This is a genomic window from Paraburkholderia agricolaris, from assembly GCF_009455635.1.
GTDB lineage: Bacteria > Pseudomonadota > Gammaproteobacteria > Burkholderiales > Burkholderiaceae > Paraburkholderia > Paraburkholderia agricolaris.
Genome location: NZ_QPER01000002.1, coordinates 1760808 through 1778813 on the forward strand (window position 1 = coordinate 1760808; position 18006 = coordinate 1778813).

The 18006-nt window shown below is 64.1% G+C and carries 13 protein-coding genes, 1 pseudogene and 1 riboswitch; of the genes and pseudogenes, 6 read left to right on the top strand and 8 right to left on the bottom strand.

Annotation, left to right across the window (positions count from 1 at the left end; all coding sequences use genetic code 11):
• Positions 1-32 precede the first annotated feature (32 nt).
• Positions 33-1985 carry an AI-2E family transporter gene (locus GH665_RS29275; RefSeq protein WP_153140689.1) on the bottom strand — a complete coding sequence of 651 codons (1953 nt, stop codon included), beginning with the start codon at positions 1983-1985 and terminating at the stop codon, positions 33-35.
• Positions 1986-2123: 138 nt separating this feature from the next.
• On the bottom strand, positions 2124-3404 hold the full coding sequence (locus GH665_RS29280) for a DUF445 domain-containing protein (protein ID WP_153140690.1): 1281 nt from the start codon (positions 3402-3404) through the stop codon (positions 2124-2126).
• Positions 3405-3600: 196 nt separating this feature from the next.
• Between GH665_RS29280 and GH665_RS29285 the strand changes: the two genes are divergently transcribed.
• Positions 3601-4743 (top strand): metallophosphoesterase family protein, encoded by a 1143-nt coding sequence (locus GH665_RS29285; protein ID WP_153140691.1) that lies wholly within the window; start codon positions 3601-3603, stop codon positions 4741-4743.
• A complete protein-coding gene (locus tag GH665_RS29290; protein WP_153140692.1) occupies positions 4740-7364 on the top strand; it encodes an AAA family ATPase in 2625 nt (874 codons plus the stop codon). Before GH665_RS29285 ends, GH665_RS29290 begins: the two co-directional genes overlap by 4 nt.
• Positions 7365-7436: 72 nt before the next feature.
• Here the strand turns inward: GH665_RS29290 and cobJ are convergent, their stop codons facing one another.
• From cobJ to cobG, 4 genes are read right to left on the bottom strand one after another with little or no spacing between them, the layout of a single operon-like run.
• The gene (gene cobJ / locus GH665_RS29295) at positions 7437-9230 is read right to left on the bottom strand and encodes a precorrin-3B C(17)-methyltransferase (protein ID WP_153142352.1); all 1794 of its coding nucleotides are present in this window, start codon (positions 9228-9230) and stop codon (positions 7437-7439) included.
• Positions 9227-9958: a precorrin-2 C(20)-methyltransferase gene (locus GH665_RS29300; RefSeq protein ID WP_153140693.1), complete on the bottom strand. Its 732-nt coding sequence runs from the start codon at positions 9956-9958 to the stop codon at positions 9227-9229. Before GH665_RS29300 ends, cobJ begins: the two co-directional genes overlap by 4 nt.
• Positions 9959-10585: a precorrin-8X methylmutase gene (locus tag GH665_RS29305; RefSeq protein ID WP_153140694.1), complete on the bottom strand. Its 627-nt coding sequence runs from the start codon at positions 10583-10585 to the stop codon at positions 9959-9961.
• Positions 10578-12026, bottom strand: a complete 1449-nt coding sequence (cobG, locus tag GH665_RS29310; protein ID WP_153140695.1) for a precorrin-3B synthase — start codon at positions 12024-12026, stop codon at positions 10578-10580. The genes GH665_RS29305 and cobG overlap by 8 nt, the downstream gene beginning before the upstream one ends.
• Before the next feature lie 83 nt (positions 12027-12109).
• Positions 12110-12288: riboswitch (cobalamin riboswitch) on the bottom strand.
• Between the two features lie 84 nt (positions 12289-12372).
• Here cobG and cbiE point away from each other — a divergent pair.
• From cbiE to cobM, 3 genes are read left to right on the top strand one after another with little or no spacing between them, the layout of a single operon-like run.
• The gene (cbiE, locus tag GH665_RS29315; RefSeq protein WP_153140696.1) at positions 12373-13617 is read left to right on the top strand and encodes a precorrin-6y C5,15-methyltransferase (decarboxylating) subunit CbiE; all 1245 of its coding nucleotides are present in this window, start codon (positions 12373-12375) and stop codon (positions 13615-13617) included.
• Positions 13618-13630: 13 nt separating this feature from the next.
• Entirely contained in the window at positions 13631-14353 is a 723-nt protein-coding gene (locus GH665_RS29320) for a cobalt-precorrin-6A reductase (protein ID WP_153140697.1), read from the top strand.
• A 46-nt stretch (positions 14354-14399) separates the two neighbouring features.
• The gene (gene cobM, locus GH665_RS29325) at positions 14400-15128 is read left to right on the top strand and encodes a precorrin-4 C(11)-methyltransferase (protein ID WP_153140698.1); all 729 of its coding nucleotides are present in this window, start codon (positions 14400-14402) and stop codon (positions 15126-15128) included.
• 19 nt (positions 15129-15147) lie between these two features.
• Here the strand turns inward: cobM and GH665_RS29330 are convergent.
• Positions 15148-15300, bottom strand: a pseudogene (locus tag GH665_RS29330) (polyamine ABC transporter substrate-binding protein); the annotation flags it as partial.
• Between the two features lie 81 nt (positions 15301-15381).
• Entirely contained in the window at positions 15382-16938 is a 1557-nt protein-coding gene (locus GH665_RS29335; protein ID WP_153140699.1) for a rhomboid family intramembrane serine protease, read from the bottom strand.
• A 168-nt stretch (positions 16939-17106) separates the two neighbouring features.
• Between GH665_RS29335 and GH665_RS29340 the strand changes: the two genes are divergently transcribed.
• Positions 17107-18006 (top strand): AraC family transcriptional regulator, encoded by a 900-nt coding sequence (locus GH665_RS29340; RefSeq protein WP_408270722.1) that lies wholly within the window; start codon positions 17107-17109, stop codon positions 18004-18006.

Below are 18006 nucleotides of genomic sequence, written 5' to 3' on the forward strand. Positions count from 1 at the left end.
ATTCAATCATGCAGGCGTCCGTGCGGACCGCCTCAATCCGCGCCAGCCGCGTGGGAAGTCTGGCGCGCGTGATGCACACTCGTCGTCACCTGACATTCCTCGATCATCGCGCGGAAGGTGGGAGCCGCATGTGAAGCGCCGGTTGCGCCGGTCTCCGCGCTGCCTTCTGGCGCTCCGCCGACGCCAACCACCAGGGTTGCCTTCGGCCGCCATTCCCGCGTACGCCGCAGCATATTGCGCAGATACGGCGGCGATTCGGGCGCGTCGAGCGAGATGATGCAGATGATCGGCGCGTCCCTGAAACTCGGCTCGTCGGCATGTGCGCTGCGATAACCCGAGTGCGTGGCCATGATCGGCGCAAACCCGTGGCGGCCGAGCAATTGCACGGCGATCGCCACGGTAACCTCGTCGAATGCGCCACGTCCAGGCACGCACAGCACCGAGGTCTTTTCTCTTTCATGGCGCAGCGGCGTATGGGCCGGATTGTGGCTGTCGTGCCGGTCCGAAAGATCCGCCGACGCCGAAGCCAGTATCGCGCCCACCGAGTCGGCCGGTTCCGTGCGTGACAGGCGATCCGGCAGTCCGTCGGCGATTTCCAGGTTCTCGACGATATCGACCAGCGCATCGTTGATGCGTGCCAGCTGCTCGGGCATCAATACGCCGCGCATCGCATCGTTGCGCGCGAGCTTGAGGCCTTCCAGCGCGACGTTGTCGTAGTAGTCGATCAGCGACATCTCGCGCAGCAGGCGCTCGGCTTGCACGATGGCCTCATGGGTATCGTCTGCCAGAAGCCGCTGATAGAAGTTCTGCGCGGGCGTCAGCGCGGGCTGGTCGCCCAGCAGCACCGTGAGGAAGTTCAGACGGTCGGCATAGCGCCCCAGTGTGACGACGCACAGCGTGAGCGGCGTGGACAGCACGAGGCCGATCGGCCCCCACAGCCAGCTCCAGAAAATCGCCGCCACCACTACCGCCAGCGGCGACAGGCCCGAGCGATGGCCGTACAGCAGCGGCTCGGCGATCTGACCGGCCGCCACATCGACCACGATGAAGAGGATCAGCGTGTAGACCGCCATGGTCCATTGGGGCTGGATGGCGGCGGCGAGAAACACGGCAAGAATCGCGGCGATCCAGATGCCGATATACGGCACGAAACGCAGCAACGCGGCAATCACGCCGAACAGCAGCGCCCCCGGCACGCCGATGATTGCGAGGCCAATCGCAATGATGCCGCCCGCACTGAGGTTCACGCCCAGTTGCGCGACGAAATAGCGGCTCAGGCGCCCAGCAGCGTCGTTGATGGCGGTGGTCGTGCGGTGCAGGTCGCGTGAGCCGAACAGACTGATCAACCGGTCGCGCAGATCTTCGCGTTGCAACAGGATGAAGATCGTCACCACCAGCACGATGAAGGTCGTCTCGATCGGTGCGATCGCCGGCGACAGCGCCCGTTGTGCGAGTTGCAGCGGCGTGGGCGAGGGCTCGTGCACTTCCACAGGCGTCGGCACCGCCGGCGCATTGCGCGCCGCGCGTCCGGTCAGGCGCGGCGGGGCCGGCTTGGTTGGCGCGACGCGCTGCAGTGCGGCGGCGGCGCGGCTCATCAGCGAATCGGCCCGGCCGACGGTTTTCTCCTGCACCGTCTCGATCTTTTGCTCGATCGCCTCCTGGTACTGCGGCAGATCGCCCGCCAGTTGCACCAGTTGCGCCCCGATCAGCCCCCCTACGGCCAGCAAAGCGGCGAGGGCGAACAGCACCGCGATAAAGATCGACGGCAACTGCCCCATGTGCAGGCGCCGCAACGCCTGCACCAGCGGGGCGAGCAGAAAGCTGAGCAGCACGGAGAGGGTGATCGGGATCAGCACCTCGCGGCCGAAGTACAGCGCGCACACCACCACCACGCCGGTGATGACCGAGGCGAGGCCATGCAGACTGGGCGTGCCCGGCGGGTATACGCGGTTCGGCCGCCCGTGCGGCGGTAACGATATTTTCATGAACACACTTCTCGATGTGATGACGCTGTCGCTTTGCTCGAGGGCACGCGCGAATGGAACGGCGGCAGGTAGATAAAGCGCCCGAGCAATTCATATGCCTGGATTGTAGGCGTTTTGACGTGTGGCGGTCGTTTCCGCCTAGCCCAGGTGCAGCCGCAACAGTTCGAACAATCGCGAACTCGCATACAGCAGCAAACCGATAAAGCCGCCCACGATCGTCCCGTTGATGCGGATGTACTGCAAATCCTTGCCGATATTCAGCTCGACCTGCCGTGACATTTCGCGTGAATCCCAGTTCTTCACGGTATCGCTGATGTGGCGCGTGAGGAACCGGGCGAAATCCGGCGCCATGCCGCGCGCCACTTCTTCCATATGATCGTTGAGCGACTGGCGCAGCGCGGGGTCGTGCGCCAGTTCCCGGCCCACCCATTGACCCATCGCCATCACCCGGGCATGCAGGGCCGAATCGCTGCTTTGCAGGTCGCGCTTGAGCCATGCGCGCAACTCGCCCCACATGTCCTTGACATATGTACTCAGCACTTCGCCTTCCACCAGGTAGCGCTTCAGTTCCTCGCCTTTTTGCAGGAAGGCGGGATCGCTCTTGAGTTTGACAATCAGCTTCTGCGCGGCCTCGTCGAACTTCTGGCGTAACTGATGGGTGGGGTTCTCGCTGATCTGCTCGAGCATCCGGTTCACTACATTGGCGATCGTTTCGGCGCCTTTCTCGCCCAGCCACGCCGACGGCAGAATCATCTCCATCTTCGGATACTCGTTCTTCACCCACTCGACGATGCGTTCCGCGATAAACTCGCGCGCCTGCGGCTCGCTCAGCAGCGCCACGACCTGTTCGATGCCGGCATCGAGCAGTTCCTGGTGGCGGCCGTCTTTAGTGAGTGTGTCGAGAATCGCGCCCATGGATTGCGACAGATCGACTTTGGCCAGCACGTCGCGCAAGGCGTCCTTGATGAAGACCTGGATGCGCACGTCGTCGGTCAGTTCGAGAATGCCGCCCGTCAGCCTGACCACGTAATCGCCCAGGCGCGCCGTGTTGGCCGGTTTCGTCAGCCAGCCGGTGATGCTTTGCGCCGGGTCGTGCTTCTGGATCAGCCCGACCAGCGAGGGCACGTCCAGAAACTTGTCCTGCACGAACACCGCGAGGTTGTCGGCGATCTTGTACTTGTTCCTTGGAATGATCGCGGTGTGCGCGGAGACGATCGGGATCGGCACACGGCGAAACAGCGCCGCCACCGCGAACCAGTCGGCGAGCGCGCCGACCATGGCGGCCTCCGCCACGGCCTTGATGCCGTCCACCCAGAGGCCGCGTGGCATGAAGGCGGTTACGACGAAAACGCAGGCTGCGGCCGCCAGTAACAGCAGCGGGGTGCGCTTGGCCTTCTTCAGTTCGGTCTCTTTGTTCATCGGCAGCGGGGGCGGCGGGGGCCTGGTCGATTGAAATGTTGCGGTGCGATTGATCTGGTCGTCCAGAAACGCGAGTGTAGCGCCGCTGTGCCCGTGACGTGGCACCGGCCTGGGACTTTCTTTGACCCGTTGGCGCGGTAACATGAGCGCCAAATGACGGTTGAGTGACGATGCAATTGAACGGAATGGAGGCACAGTGATCAGGTTTCTGCACACCGCGGACTGGCAGATAGGCACGCAGTTCGGCCAGTTCGAGCCGCACGATGCCGCGCACCTCGCGGAGGCGCGCTTCGAAACCGTGCGGCGGATCGCCGGGGAAGCCGCCGCGCGCAAGGTCGACGCCGTGCTGGTCGCGGGCGACGTATTCGACCTGCAGACCGTCTCCGACACGGTGATCCGCCGCCTGTTCGGCGCGTTGCAAGCGTTTTCCGGGCCATGGATCATGCTGCCCGGCAATCACGACGCCGCGCTGGTCGAGAGCGTGTGGACCCGTGCGCAGCGCCTGAACTGCATCGCGCCGAACGTGCGGGTGGTGCTCGAACCCGGCGTGGTGACGCTCGACGCCTGCCAATGCGCATTGCTGTGCGCGCCGCTCACGCAACGCATCACCTACGACGACACCACGGGCTTCTTCGACACAGCAGAGACGCCGCCCGGCTATCACCGCATCGGACTCGCGCATGGCAGCGTGAGCGGGATCTTGCAGGAGGGTATCGATTCGTCGAACCCGATCGCAGCAACGCGTGCCGCGAGCGCGCGTCTGGACTATCTTGCGCTCGGCGACTGGCACGGCCATCTGCGGGTCGACGAACGTACCTGGTATGCCGGTACGCACGAGCAGGACCGGTTTCGCGCCAACGAGCCGGGCTTCATGCTCGACGTCACGTTGAGCGAGCCTGGCGCCGTGCCGGCCGTGGAAGCGGTGCGGGTGGGGAAATATCAATGGCATCGCTGGGAGGAAACGATCTCGGTGCCGACCGATGTGGATTCGCTCAGGACGCGCCTTGCCGCATCAGGCAGTCACGACGTGCTGCGCGTCACTGTCAGCGGCACGACCGCGTTGGCCGAGGCGGAGGCGATTCACGTCGCGGTGGAAGAAACCCGCGCGCGGGTGCGTGCGCTGCGCGTCGATCTGAGCGGCCTGCAGGTGCTGCCCACCGTCGCCGACCTCGCCGAACTCGGCGCGCAGAGCGGCTACCTTGCGAAGGTGGTGGCGCGTCTGCGAAGCTTGCAGGAAGACCCGCAGTCCGACCCGCAACAGGTCAAGCGCGCGGCGGAGGCGTTATTGCTTCTCGCCCGTTTTCAACGTGAGCTGCCGCGCGAAGCGAGGTCCGCATGAAGCTGGAAAGTATTGCGATTCAGGAATTCAGGCAGTTCACCGGCCGCCTCGTTATCGACGACCTGCAGCCCGGGCTCAACCTGTTCACCGGTCCGAACGAGGCCGGCAAGAGCACGATTGCCGAAGCCGTGCGAGCGGTGTTCCTCGAGCGCTACAAGGCTTCGCATCTGAAGGACCTGTTGCCGTGGGGCAAGGCGAGCGGGCAGCCGTCGGTTGAAGTGACGTTCGATCTGGACGGCACGGCATGCCGGCTGTCGAAGCAGTTCGTCACACGGCAGCGTTGTGAGTTGAAGATCGGTCAGGCGGTGTTCGGTGAAGACGAAGCCGAGGACAAACTCGCCGCGCTGCTCGGTTTTTCGCGTGCCGCGCGTGGGCCGCTCAAGGCGGAAAACGCCGGCGTTCCCGGTTTGTTGTGGGTGCAGCAGGGCGGCACGCAGGAGGTGCGCGATTCCACCGGGCACGCGGCGCAGTATCTTCGCGACGCGCTTTCGCAACTCTCGGGTAGCAGCGAATCCGCGGGCGAGGACGCGTTGATCGCCGCCGTGCAGCGCGAACTCTGGCAACTGCTTACCGCGCGTACGCAGAAGTCCACCGGGCCGTTGGCCGAGGCCGAACAGGCGTTGGCGGCGCTCAATGAGGAACGCGACGAGCTGGAGCAGCAGCGCCAGCAGTTCGACGAAAACATCGTGCGGCTTGCCGCGCAGCAGGAAGCTTTCGACGACGCGCAACGCAAGCGCCCCTGGGAGCTGCACGAGCAGAAAGCGGTGCAGGCGCAACAGCGTGCCGATGCCGCGGCGGAACTCGAGCGTAGTCTTCAGGCGCTCTCACAGTCGTTGCAATTGAAGGACGCGGAACTGGCACTCTCGTTGCAGCAGGAACAGGCGGCGAACGAACTGGAAACGGCCGTCGCACGCGAGAGGCAACAACTCGATGCCGCGCGCGCCAACGTGTCGGCGATACAGAACGAACATGCGCAGGCTCAGGCGAGCGTGACGCAATTCGAGCAGGTGTATGCCGACGCCACGCGTGCGCAGGAACTGGCGAACGCTGCGGTGACCGCGGGCGATCTGCGCAGTCAGATTGCTCTGCACCGCACCGAGAGCGAGCGGCTTGAAACAGCGATTTCGGCTGCTGACAAGGCAAATGAGGCCGTGCTGGAGGCGACGCGCGCGGCTGCCGCGCTCGAAATCGACGGAGCGCAGTTGAAGCGGCTGCAATCGTTCGATGCCGAATTGACCGTGCTGCGCGCGCGTACCGAAGCGGCGATGACGCGCATCGAATACCGGCTGACGGGTGCGATTAGCGTCGGCGATACGCAGGTAAGCGGCGAGGGCGTGTTACGGGTCGATGAAGAGAAGCTGATCGGCCTTGGCGAGCTTGGCGAATTGCGCGTGATTCCGGGCGTGTCCGATTTGTCGGCGCAGTTGTCCGAGCTGGCGTCGCTCGAAGCTCGTCATGCGCAGTTATTGCAGGCCCTGGGCGTGGCGTCGCTAGGCGAGGCCGAGGCCCGGCACGAGCAGTGGAAGACGCTGGTCGCGCAGCAGAAAAGTCAGGCGAAGATTCTTGAAGTGCATGCGCCGCAGGGTATCGACGCGTTGCGTGCCGCCTTGGCGACGGCTGCTGCACGTTTGAAGACTTCGAATGAGCGGCTGGCGCTATTGCCCGATGCGTCTGCTGCGCTGCCGCTCGACGAAGCTCGCCGCAATGCCGACATCGCGCGCGATGCATTGGAAGCCGCCAGAAAAGTGCTGGCGCAGGCCGCGGAAAGCAAATCCACCGCTACCGCAACGACAGAGTCGCTCGCGGTTCAGGTGCAGCGCAAGGAAGCCCAACTGGGCGACGAAGCGTTTTGCCGCAACCGTGCGCAGTGGCAGACGAAAATCGTCGAGCAGCGTGTGCAGGTCGAAGCGCTGAAGAAACAGCTCGAAGGACGTGAGCGCGAACTGGAAGCGGCGCGTCTCGACGATCCGGCGGCTGAAGCGAAACGCTATCGGGCGTCGGCTGAGCTTGCACGCAACGAGCAGCATGAGCGGCAGGTGCGGATCGCGCAATTGCGCAGTCAACTGGAGACGGTTGGCGCGTCCGGGCTTGGCGAACGTCTCGCGACCGTGAAGGCTTCAGTGGAACAGGCTACGCGTCGCAAGGACGAACTGAGCTTGCGGGCGGGTGCGTTGAGTTTGCTCGACGAGGTGCTAGTCGACGAACGCGATGCCGCGGTGGCCCAACTGCGTGCGCCGTTGACCGAACGCCTCGGACACTACCTGAAGCGGATTTTCCCGCAGTCGACGATCGCGCTCGGTGACGATCTGAGTCCCGCGACGCTGGATCGTTATGGTCGAGCGGATACGCTCGACGCGTTGAGTTTCGGTACGCGGGAACAATTGGGTATTCTGACCCGGCTCGCCTATGCGGATCTGTTGAAGGCATCGGGCCGCCCGACCTTGCTGATGCTCGACGATGCCGCCGTGCATACCGATGCGGCACGGCGCGACGCGATCAAGCGCGCATTGATCGACGCGGCCACGCGGCACCAGATTCTGGTGTTCACATGCCATCCGGAGCTTTGGGACGATCTGGGGGTGCGGCAGCGGGCGATTGACGATCTGAAGGTAGCGGCTTAGGGGGCTAAGCGGGTTCCCTTTGTTGAACCAGGCGGCTACCTCAAAGGAGGGCGGTATGAGCGAGCCAACCGCTCACTCATACCAGCGCGGCGTATAAACCCACTCGCCACCGTCGATGCCGTTGGCAAACCCGCGCGTGGTCGACGAGCCGACGATCACCATCGTCCGCATATCCACATCGGACGAGCGCAGCTCGCCGAGCGTGATCGTACGCAGTGTGCCGCCCGGTCTGCCGATATCGCGACCGAGTACCACCTTCGTTGCTGCCGTGCGATATTCCCGCAGGATATCCAGCGCCTTATCCAGTTGCCACGGTCGTGCGCGCGAGATCGGGTTATAAAAAGCCATCACCAGATCCGCTTCGGCCGCATGCCGGAGGCGCTTTTCGATGATGGTCCACGGTTTCAGATTGTCGGATAGCGACAGCATGCAGAAATCGTGACCCAGCGGCGCGCCGGCTTGTGCGGCAGTCGCCATGGCTGCCGACACCCCCGGCACGATGGCGAGTTCGACCGCACGCCAGCCGGCGTTCGCCGAACCGCCTTCTTCGAGTGCCTCAAGCACCGCAGCCGCCATCGCGAACACGCCGGGATCGCCCGACGACACCATCACCACCGACCGTCCTGTGCCAGCAAGTTCGAACGCATGGCGTGCCCGCTGCATTTCCTCGCGATTGTCGGTGCCGTGCACGCGTTGATCGGCGCGCAACGGGCCGGCCATTTTCACGTAGGTTTCGTAACCGAGAATATCGGTGGCTTCGTTCAGCGCGGTTCGTGCGGCAGGCACCATCAGGTCGGCACGGCCTGGACCGAGGCCGATCACGGTCAGGCGGCCGCGCGCGCGGCCAATCGTGTGCGGGTCGATGGCCAGCGCGGCCAACGCGAGGGCAACGCCTGCGTCCGCGTCGTCGTGCAGCGTTTGATAAGGGACACGCAGCGCGGCATGCAGCAGATTGCTCGGCGGTTCGCCGTCCTGCGGGCGCGGCTGGGCAAAACGCAGGGGCACATTCAGGCTCGCTGCGGCATCGGCGAGCGCCGCGTCCAACATGTGTTCAGAAGGCGCCAGCAATGCCGCGAGCGAAAGCGGCGCAAGACCGTGTGCGTCCAATGCCTCGCGCACCAACGCTGCGATCCGCGCGCCAGAACCCGTCTGGGAATCCGATCTGGAATTTGCGCTGAGGTTTGCGTTCGTAGCAGAGGCCGAGCCAGCACCCGCACCCGCACCCGGCACAGTGACCGCCGCCACCACGCTCCGAGGATGAATCACCAACTCATCATCACGCCCATCCCACGCACGGGGTGTCACGCGAATCGCGAGACGTGCCGATTCAGAGCGCGGCAGTTGCGCATCGTCGAGCCACGGCGCTTCGCCCTCGATTCGCGTGCTTTCTCCTGCGAGCAGGTCCGAAACAAAGCGCTTGCCTTGCGCGATATCGGCGAGTGCATAGCCTTCGGGTGGATTGAGCACACACGTTCCGAAGCGCAGTTCGCCACTCGTCGTAATCGCCGGCGGCACAGCCAATTCAGCCGCGATCTCACGTGCCATCACGTTGACGCCTGCAAGGCCGCCGAGCAATGGCACGACCGCGCTGCCATCTTCCGCCACGGTCAGTACCGGCGGCTCGACGCCCTTGTTCGACAGCAAGGGCGCGATGCAGCGAATCACGATACCTGCGGCGCAGAGCGCAACGATCGGCGTGCCGCGCGCATAAAGATCGCACAGATGCGCGCGGAGTTCCGTATACGAGACGTCAGCTTCGACGCGCCCCTGCAAGGCATGCACCTGGGAACCGGCATACAGCGTCTGGATACGCCGTGCGGTTACCAACGCGCCCGCGCCGAGAATGACGATGGCGGGCGGCGTCATCCTTGCCATTTTTCCCCCGGCACCACAAGCAGCGAGAAATACGGCGAGGCCATCGGGTCGACTTCGTCGAGGGCCACAATACGTTGATTACCCATGGTCGCGCGTTCGACGTAAAGCGCCCGATGCGCGAGCCCTAGTTCGACGAGCACGCGCCGCACCTTATCGAAATTACGGCCGAGTTTCATGATGACCGCGGCGTCGGCATCGGCGAGGCGCCGGCGCAATTCGTCTTCGGGCAACACGCCGGAGAGCACCGACAAACTCTGATTGCGATACACCAGCGGCGCGCCCAGAACGGCCGCACCGCCGAGCATCGAACACACGCCGGGCACGACTTCGGCCTCGAAACGCGCAGCAAGGCGGTCGTGCAGATACATATACGAGCCGTAGAAAAACGGATCGCCTTCGCAAATCACCGCGACGTCGCGGCCGGCGTCGAGATGGCCGGCGACAATCTCCGCGGCGGTGTCGTAGAAGTCGGCGATGATCGCTTCGTACGAAAGCGGCGGTTCGAGCGCTTCGGTCGTGACGGGATACACAAGCGGCAGATGCTGCTGAGCGTCATGCAGATGCGCCTCGATGATGCTGAAGGCGTTGCCCTTTTTACCCTTCGCGACGAAATACGCGACCACGGGGGCCGCTTTCAGCACGCGCAGCGCTTTTAGCGTGATGAGTTCCGGGTCGCCGGGGCCGACGCCCAGGCCGAATAAACGTCCTCGCACGGTCATTTACTCGACCTCCGTCGCCAGCGCATTCACCGCGGCGGCCGCCATAGCACTGCCGCCGCGCCGGCCATGAATCACGACGTAGGGCACGCCGCGGCTATTTTCCGCCAGCATCGCTTTCGATTCGGCAGCGCCGACAAAGCCAACTGGAAAACCAAGAATCAGCGCGGGTTTCGGCGCGTCGTCGTCGAGCATGTCAAGCAGATAGAAGAGGGCGGTCGGCGCATTGCCGATCACCACGACGCTGCCGGCCAGATGCGGCCGCCACAATTCGAGCGCGGCGGCCGAACGCGTATTACCGAGTTCGCGCGCGAGCGCGGGCACGTCCTGATGCGTGAGCGTGCAGATGACTTCGTTGTTGGCGGGCAATCGTGCGCGCGTGATGCCCTGCGCCACCATACCGGCGTCGCACAGAATCGGCGCGCCTTGTGCCAGCGCCGTGCGGCCCGCGGCGCCCGCACCTGCGGAAAATTGCAGGTCTTCAATGACGTCCACCATGCCGCAGGCGTGGATCACACGCACCGCGAGTTTTTCGAGGTCGGCGGGAATGCGCGAAAGATCGGCCTCTGCACGTATCGTCGCGAAGGATTGGCGATAGATCTCCTGACCGTCGCGAATGTAATCAAGCATCTAAAGGGCTCCGGGCCGGGTAGGCCAATGAGTCGAGCATGTCGGCGGCCTGTTCGATCGTAAGTTGGTGCGCGACGCACGAGCCGAAATCCGGTTCGCCATTGCGTCGATAGAGGTCATAGAGGCCGGGCGCGGTGGCCAGCAGCGTGTACGGCGCGCAATAGGCCGCAGCGCATGAGCGCGGACAGCCGCTCAGATGAACGTCGACGCCAGCGGGCAAGCGATTCGCCAGAAGCAGTGCATCGGCCTTGGTATCGGCGAGGCTTTTTGCGCAGCCCGTGGAACCGGCGCAGGCGATCAGGTGTGTAATCGGCTGCGCGGGATCGCAGGCGAGACCTAGCGCGTTCATTTCCGCGAGCACGGCGGCCGCATGGTTTGCTGCGATATCGGGCAGCAGGACGCTTTGCCAGGGCGTGATGCGCAGCGTGCTGTTGCCGTGCTGTTGGGAGAGTTTGGCGAGGCGGTGCAAGGTGGCGGCGTCGAGGCGTCCGAGAGGCGGTTGGCCGCCCGCGTGCTGCAGGCCCACGACGCGTTGAGCGTGCGCGCCGAGCCGCAGCGTGGCATCGGCAGGCGTGCCGCGTTGCCAGTGTGCGAGCGACGCGTCGCGTGACAGCGGGAAATCGATGTACTGACGAGCGTGCTGCAAAACGGCGTCGATGGAATGCGCGGTAAGCAGATGACGCATGCGCGTGGCATCGGCGGCGGCCAGATCGAGGAACGTATGCAGCAGCGCGCGAACCAGGCCGGTGACCTGCGTAGGCAGTACGGCGCCGAGGGCGCCAGGTTTCGCGTTCGTCTCTCCAGCGGGGCAACCGGCCAAGCCGAACACAAATCGCACGCCGTCATCGGCTTGCGTCGCCGCCAGCCAGACATCGTGCGGATGATCGACTCTCGCAAGGCGCTCGCCGCCGTCGAGCAATAGCGCGAATTTGGGCGACAGCGCCGCGAAACGCGCTTCGGTTTGCAGCAAGGCAAGCAGTTCGGTGCAAAGGGGCCGCGTGTCGAACAGTGCAAATGGATCGCGCCCGGCAGTCGGACTCACCATCACATTGCGCACGTCGTCCGCCGAAGTCGCGAGCAGCAAACTGGCAGCATCTACCGCAGCGTTGGCTGGAATCGGTCCGACAGCCGGTCCAAGGCCCGCGTCGACGAGTGCCGCGATCAGTGCCGTTTCATGCCCGCCTTGTACAGCATGCACGCCACGCACCTGCAGATTCGCGCGATTGGTCAGCTCGATTACACCGCTTGCATGCCGCGTGCTGGCCTCGGCGATCGCGATGGCCTGTGCGGCGCTCAACTCACCGCCGGGCAGTTTGATCCGGCAGATCCCACCGTCGCGCGCGGCGACGATGCGCAGCAGCCCCGGACACGCCGAAGGCCGCAGCGCGAGCGCCGCGTCGGGTAAAACAGTGGAGGGCGAAGCTTGATTCAAGACGGACACCGGGTTGAGCGTCGCGCGATGGCCCGAGCGCCGCCCTTACGGGCATTGCTGCGGCATCGGTACACCCCGCCCGATGGTGGCTGGCACGAACAGTCTGGCCGGCAGGTCTCCTGGCTGGCAGGTCATCGTCCGCCGCCGCCTTCCCGGTCGAACCAGTGGCGCGCAGCGCAGGCGGACTCGCTGCATACAGTTGCGGGGGCAGCCACAGCGACACTGTGTTCCCTCTTCGGCCCCGAAGGGCACCGGCGGCTGTATTATGCCTTTTTTCGAACAGCACAACGAGGCTGGACGCTTTGACCGGCGTGGCACAGCGCAATATTTGACGATACAGAATGAGGATGGATGCATGCCGGCGTGGCTGACTGTGGTGGGCATAGGCGATGACGGCTTCGCCGGTTTGGGGCGGCCCGCGCGGCGTGCTTTGCTGGAAGCGTCGGTGGTTTATGGCGGCGAACGTCATCTGGCGATGCTGCCCAGGCGTCTGGCTGCGCGCCGGACGGCATGGCCGAAGCCGTTCGATCTTGCACCTTTGCTGGCGGAGCGTGGTGGGCCCGTGTGTGTGCTGGCGAGTGGCGACCCGATGCTGTTCGGCGTCGGCGCCACGTTGGCGCGGCAATTGCCGACCGGTGAATTGCGGGTGCTGCCGGCGCCGTCGTCGCTATCGCTAGCGGCTGCACGGCTGGGCTGGCCGTTGCAGGATGTGGCCACGGTTTCGCTAGTGGGGCGGCCATTGCCGGCGCTGAATGCCCATTTGTACGACGGCGCACGCGTGTTCGTTTTGAGCGCTGACGGGCGTACACCCGCAGCGCTGGCTGAGTTGCTGAACGCGCGCGGTTTCGGCGCGACCCGGATGAGCGTGCTGGAACATTTGGGCGGCGACCTGGAGCGGTGTATCGACGGACGCGCCGACCAGTGGTCCGCGGGCGACGTGGCGGCGCTGAACCTGGTCGCGCTTGAATGCCGTGCAACGGAAGGCGCGCCGCGTTTGCCGTTGACCACCGGCTTGCCCGACGACGCCTTTCGCCACGACGGCCAGTTGACCAAGCGCGACGTCCGCGCGATCACGCTGGCGCGCCTCGCGCCGACGCCTGGCGAACTGCTCTGGGATGTCGGCGCGGGCAGTGGTTCGATCGGCATCGAATGGATGCGTGCGCATCCGGGCTGCCGCGCAATCGCGATCGAAGGACACGCGGAGCGTCAGCGGTTCATCGAACACAATCGCGATGCGTTGGGCGTGCCGGGTTTGCAACTGGTCGCCGGCCGCGCGCCCGAGGCACTGGCAGGATTGGCCGAGCCGGATGCCGTGTTCATCGGCGGCGGTGTAACGGTGGCGGGTGTGCTCGATGCGTGCTGGGCGCGTCTGCGCGAAGGCGGGAGACTGGTCGCCAATGCCGTCACTTTGCAAGGCGAGGCGGCGCTCGCGGCATGGCGGGAGCAGCATGGCGGCACGCTGACCCGCATCGCGCTGGCTGAGGCTCAGCCGCTCGGCGGTTTCGATACGTGGCGTCAGGCGTTGCCGATTACGTTGCTGGAGGTCACAAAACAGGCCAACGGCACGCACGGCGCGTCCGGCAACTCACCTCAACCATAGTCGGAGCCGTGCAATGAAGCGCGTTCTGCTGCTCGGCGGCACCGGCGATGCTTTGCGGATCGCCAGACAACTCGGTCATGAGCACGTGTACAGTCTCGCGGGCCTCGGCAAGGTGCCGGACGATCTGCCATGCGCGGTGCGTGTGGGCGGCTTCGGCGGTAGCGAAGGGATGGCGCGCTATATCGCGGACGAACGTATCGACCTGGTGATTGACGCGACGCATCCGTACGCCGCGCAGATTAGCGCCAATGCTGTGAAAGCGAGCGGCGTGGCGCGCGTGCCGTGTTGGGCACTGCGTCGCGAAGCCTGGCAGCCGCAAGCCGGCGACGACTGGCGCATGGTCGGCGATTGGGCCGAGCTTACGGCGGCGCTCGCTTCGTTCAAGCGGCCACTTTTCACGCTCGGACGCGAACCGCTTGCGCATCTCGACGAAATCCCTCTGCGGCAATTCTGGACGATACGTTGCCTCGACGCACCCGAAACCCATCCGCGTGCGCGGATTCTGGCGACACGCGGGCCGTTTACACTCGAAGGCGAACGAGCGCTGTTCAGCGCGGAAGCCTTCGATGTCATCGTCAGCAAAAACAGCGGGGGTAGCGCCACCGAAGCGAAACTCGAAGTCGCGCGCGAACGCGGCTTGCCGGTCGTGATGCTGCGGCGCCCTGAATTGCCCGCGGTCGATCGCGAGTTTGCAAGCGTGGCCGACTTGCTGGAAGCGTTGCGAGTCTCGACTTGAATGGCACATGCATGACATTCCGGCCAATCGAATCATGGAGTACTGAATGACGGTGTTTTTTATCGGTGCGGGTCCGGGCGACCCGGAACTGATCACAGTAAAAGGGCAACGCCTCGTGCGCGGCTGTCCGGTGATCCTGTACGCCGGCTCGCTGGTGCCGGCCGCTGTTTTGGACGGCCATAGTGCGGAGCAGGTCGTGAATACCGCCGAGCTCGACCTCGATCGGATCGTTGATTTGCTTAAGGCCGCACACGACAAAGGCCAGGACGTGGCGCGCGTGCATTCCGGCGACCCGTCGTTGTATGGCGCAATCGGCGAACAGATCCGCAGGCTTCGCGAACTCAATATTCCCTACGAAATCGTGCCGGGCGTAACGGCAACCGCGGCTTGCGCGGCGACGCTCGGCTGCGAACTGACGCTGCCCAATATTTCGCAGACGTTGATCCTCACGCGTTTCGCCAGCAAAACGACCATGCCGGAGGGCGAGCAACTCGCCGACCTCGCGAGACATCGCGCGACGATGGCGATTCACCTCGGCGTGCGTCATCTGGCACGCATCGTCGATGAGTTGCGGCCACATTACGGCGGCGATTGTCCAATCGCGGTGGTCTATCGGGCGAGTTGGCCGGATGAGGAGAAGATCGTCGGTACGCTCGACGATATCGTGGGCAAAGTGCAAACGACCTCCATCGAGCGTACGGCGCTGATTCTGGTAGGGCGGGTACTCGCCGCGGACGGGTTCACTGAGTCCACGCTGTACGCGAAAGGCGCCTGATTCGCGCGGCGCCGACTTCTTATCCTCCGGTTTTTAGCTGCGCCCACAGCCTGCCTTCCAGGCGCTTGATCGGGGCAGGCAAAGGCTTGAGCAGAAACAGCGTTTTCAGCACGGAATCAGGCGGGTACACGGTCGGATCGTTGAGAATTTCCGGCCGCACGAATTTGCGCGCGGCCAGGCCGGGACAGCGATTGATGGATTGATGCATCGGCAGATGCCGTCGCACATCCGGGCAAACTCGTCCATGTCTGTTTCAGCGTGGTGGACTGCCGGTCGCCGCGCCCAGCTTCTTGACCAGCGCTGCCTGTTCTTTCGAATCTTGGCTGAGCGCGCGAAGCGATGCCGTCGCAACCGGATCGTTATCTTCAGTATGCGAGAGCATCACGGCGCCGGTTCGAACGATCCGGCGATTGTCGTCGAGATAGCGCAACATGGCCTGTCTTAGCGCGGTGCGCGGCGAGCCATCGGGCAACCGCGTGTTCTCGACCGACGTATAAAGCGCCTCCCATTGCGGGAGGATATCCACAAAGAGCTTGTTGGAAGCGGCGTCTCTTTCTATTTGCGAATGCATTTTCATGTGTTGCCATGCACGTGTGTCGTCGATCGCGTGTTTCTCCTGCGCACTCAATTCGACCAGCAGCTTCGAAAACTGAATCTCCTCGCGTTTGGCTTTGCTGACGTGCGTCAGCGGATAGGTCAAGGCGCCCAGCGTGACGCATGCCATGAGCGTGGACAGCAATGCGCTCCTGAACGAGTGCCGCTCGCGCGCTGCATTGTCCAGCGGTCTTGCCAGCAGCGCGCCGATCAGCAAACCGCCGACGAGACCGCCCAGGTGCGCGGCGTTGTCGGTGCCCCGATGCCGGAAGCCGTCGAGCAGGTTGATGACGATGAACACCCACATCGCGCTACGATTGCGCGCGGCAATGCTGGCGGGCAGTTCTTTGCGAAAGCGCAGCACGAAAATCAGCAAGCCACCGGCCACGCCGAAGATGGCGCCGGACGCGCCGGCACTGTTGATGGTTGGATGCGCGAGCACGCTCGCGATACTGCCGGTCAGTCCGGCGAACAGATAGAGCGCGAGAAAACGCATGTTTCCGTAGAGGCGCTCAGTGAGGCGCCCCACGGCGTAAAGCGCAATCATGTTGAACGTGATGTGTATCAAGCCGAAATGCACGAACATCGAGGTGATCAGCCGCCAAGGTTCGTCACCGAGCGTATACGGTCCGAAGTTCGTGCCCCAGCCGACGATCGCAACGGGGTCCACTTTCATCACACCGACGCCCGCGCGGCACATCGCCAGGAACACCATCACGTTCAGCGCAATCAGCAGGTAGGTCACCCAGGTGAAGCGTGTTAGAGCGCTGAGCTTGTCCTTGAACGTGGTGAGCGCAATACGCTCTGCCGCGAATGCGGGCGTCATTTGAGCCGGCAGCAGCTCGACGATGCGCCGGACGTCTTCCTCGCTGCTTGCCTTCAGGACAACGTGCTCGACGCCACCTTGCGCTCGATGCAGATCGAACGAGATGCGGTGATGGGCGAGTTGGATGTCGAAGATTTCCGCACGCGGCAAGTTTCGTTGTTCTGTGTTGTTTTCTGTGTTGCGGGAGCGGCGCAGCGTGATGCTGTCATCTGAAAACGACAGTTGGCCGTTGATGCCTGATGAATAGCGGATCGCGGATAGAAGGCCTGGTTTGCCGGAGGGCTTGATCGAGTAGCGCACGCTGAAGCGTTGCGTGCTGTCCCAACCGGCAAAAGGCGTTGTTCCTGAAGCGAGGCCAGGCGCTGTCAGGGTAGGTTCCAAACGATCCATACGATCCCCTTACTCTCTCTATTTTTCGTTATGTTCTTCTTGAAGATCGCCCTTCTGGTTTGGGGCGTCGCGTGGTTCTGATTGTAGTATTGAAACCCGAGCCTGCGCCCGGGTAAATGCCGCAAGTTCTGCACCGTCTTCCGTCCATGAGGCCGCTATCCTAGCGTCATGATGAAGCCCAGCACCGAACGCGATTATCGTCGACGGATCGCCCGCGTAGTCGAGGCGATTCTGGTGGAACCCGGCGCGCCGCATACGCTCGAGAGCCTTGCCGCGGTGGCGCATCTCTCGCCTTATCACTTCCATCGGATCTATCGCGCGCTAACCGGCGAAAGCGTGGTCGAGACCGTGCAGCGCCTGCGGCTCGCCCAGGCCGCGCAACGGCTGACCAACGCCGCGGCTTTGGTCACCATGGTCGCGCACGACGCCGGCTACAACAGTCCGCAGGCTTTTGCGCGCGCGTTTCGCGGTTTCACCGGGGTGACGCCGAGCGAATTCAAGGCGCGGCAGAAGCGACTGGCCGCGCCGTCCAGAGGGCGCCGCGACAACGAGGCAAACGGGACCGGCAGCGAACACGCGGCTGAAAGCCGGATGTCGGCTTTGCCGTCGGTTGAACTCACCGAGATCGCGCCGCTCGATCTTCTGTGCCTTCGCCACGAAGGACCGGTCGCGACGATCGGGCAAACCTTTCGCTCGCTGATGGAACGGCTCGGCTGCGGCGCGAACGCGCTTGAGGACCAGCGTATCGGCGTCTGTACGCGCGATCCGGCGCAGCCTGCCGGTTTCCGCTATCACGCGGGCCTTGTCGCGTCGCCTCATGATGTGCTGGAACCGGGCGAGGCAATCGAACCTATGCGGGTGGAGGGCGGACTGTACGCGGTGCATCGGCTGATCGGCCCGTATGCGTTGATCGCGCCGACCTTCCATGCGCTCTACCGCGGCTGGCTGCCGCAAAGCGGCTATGCACGCGACAACCGTCCGTTGCTCGAGGTGTACCGGAACCCGGCGATTGCCGGTTTGCAGCACACATGCGTCACGGATCTGATGATCCCCATTCGCAAGGATTAG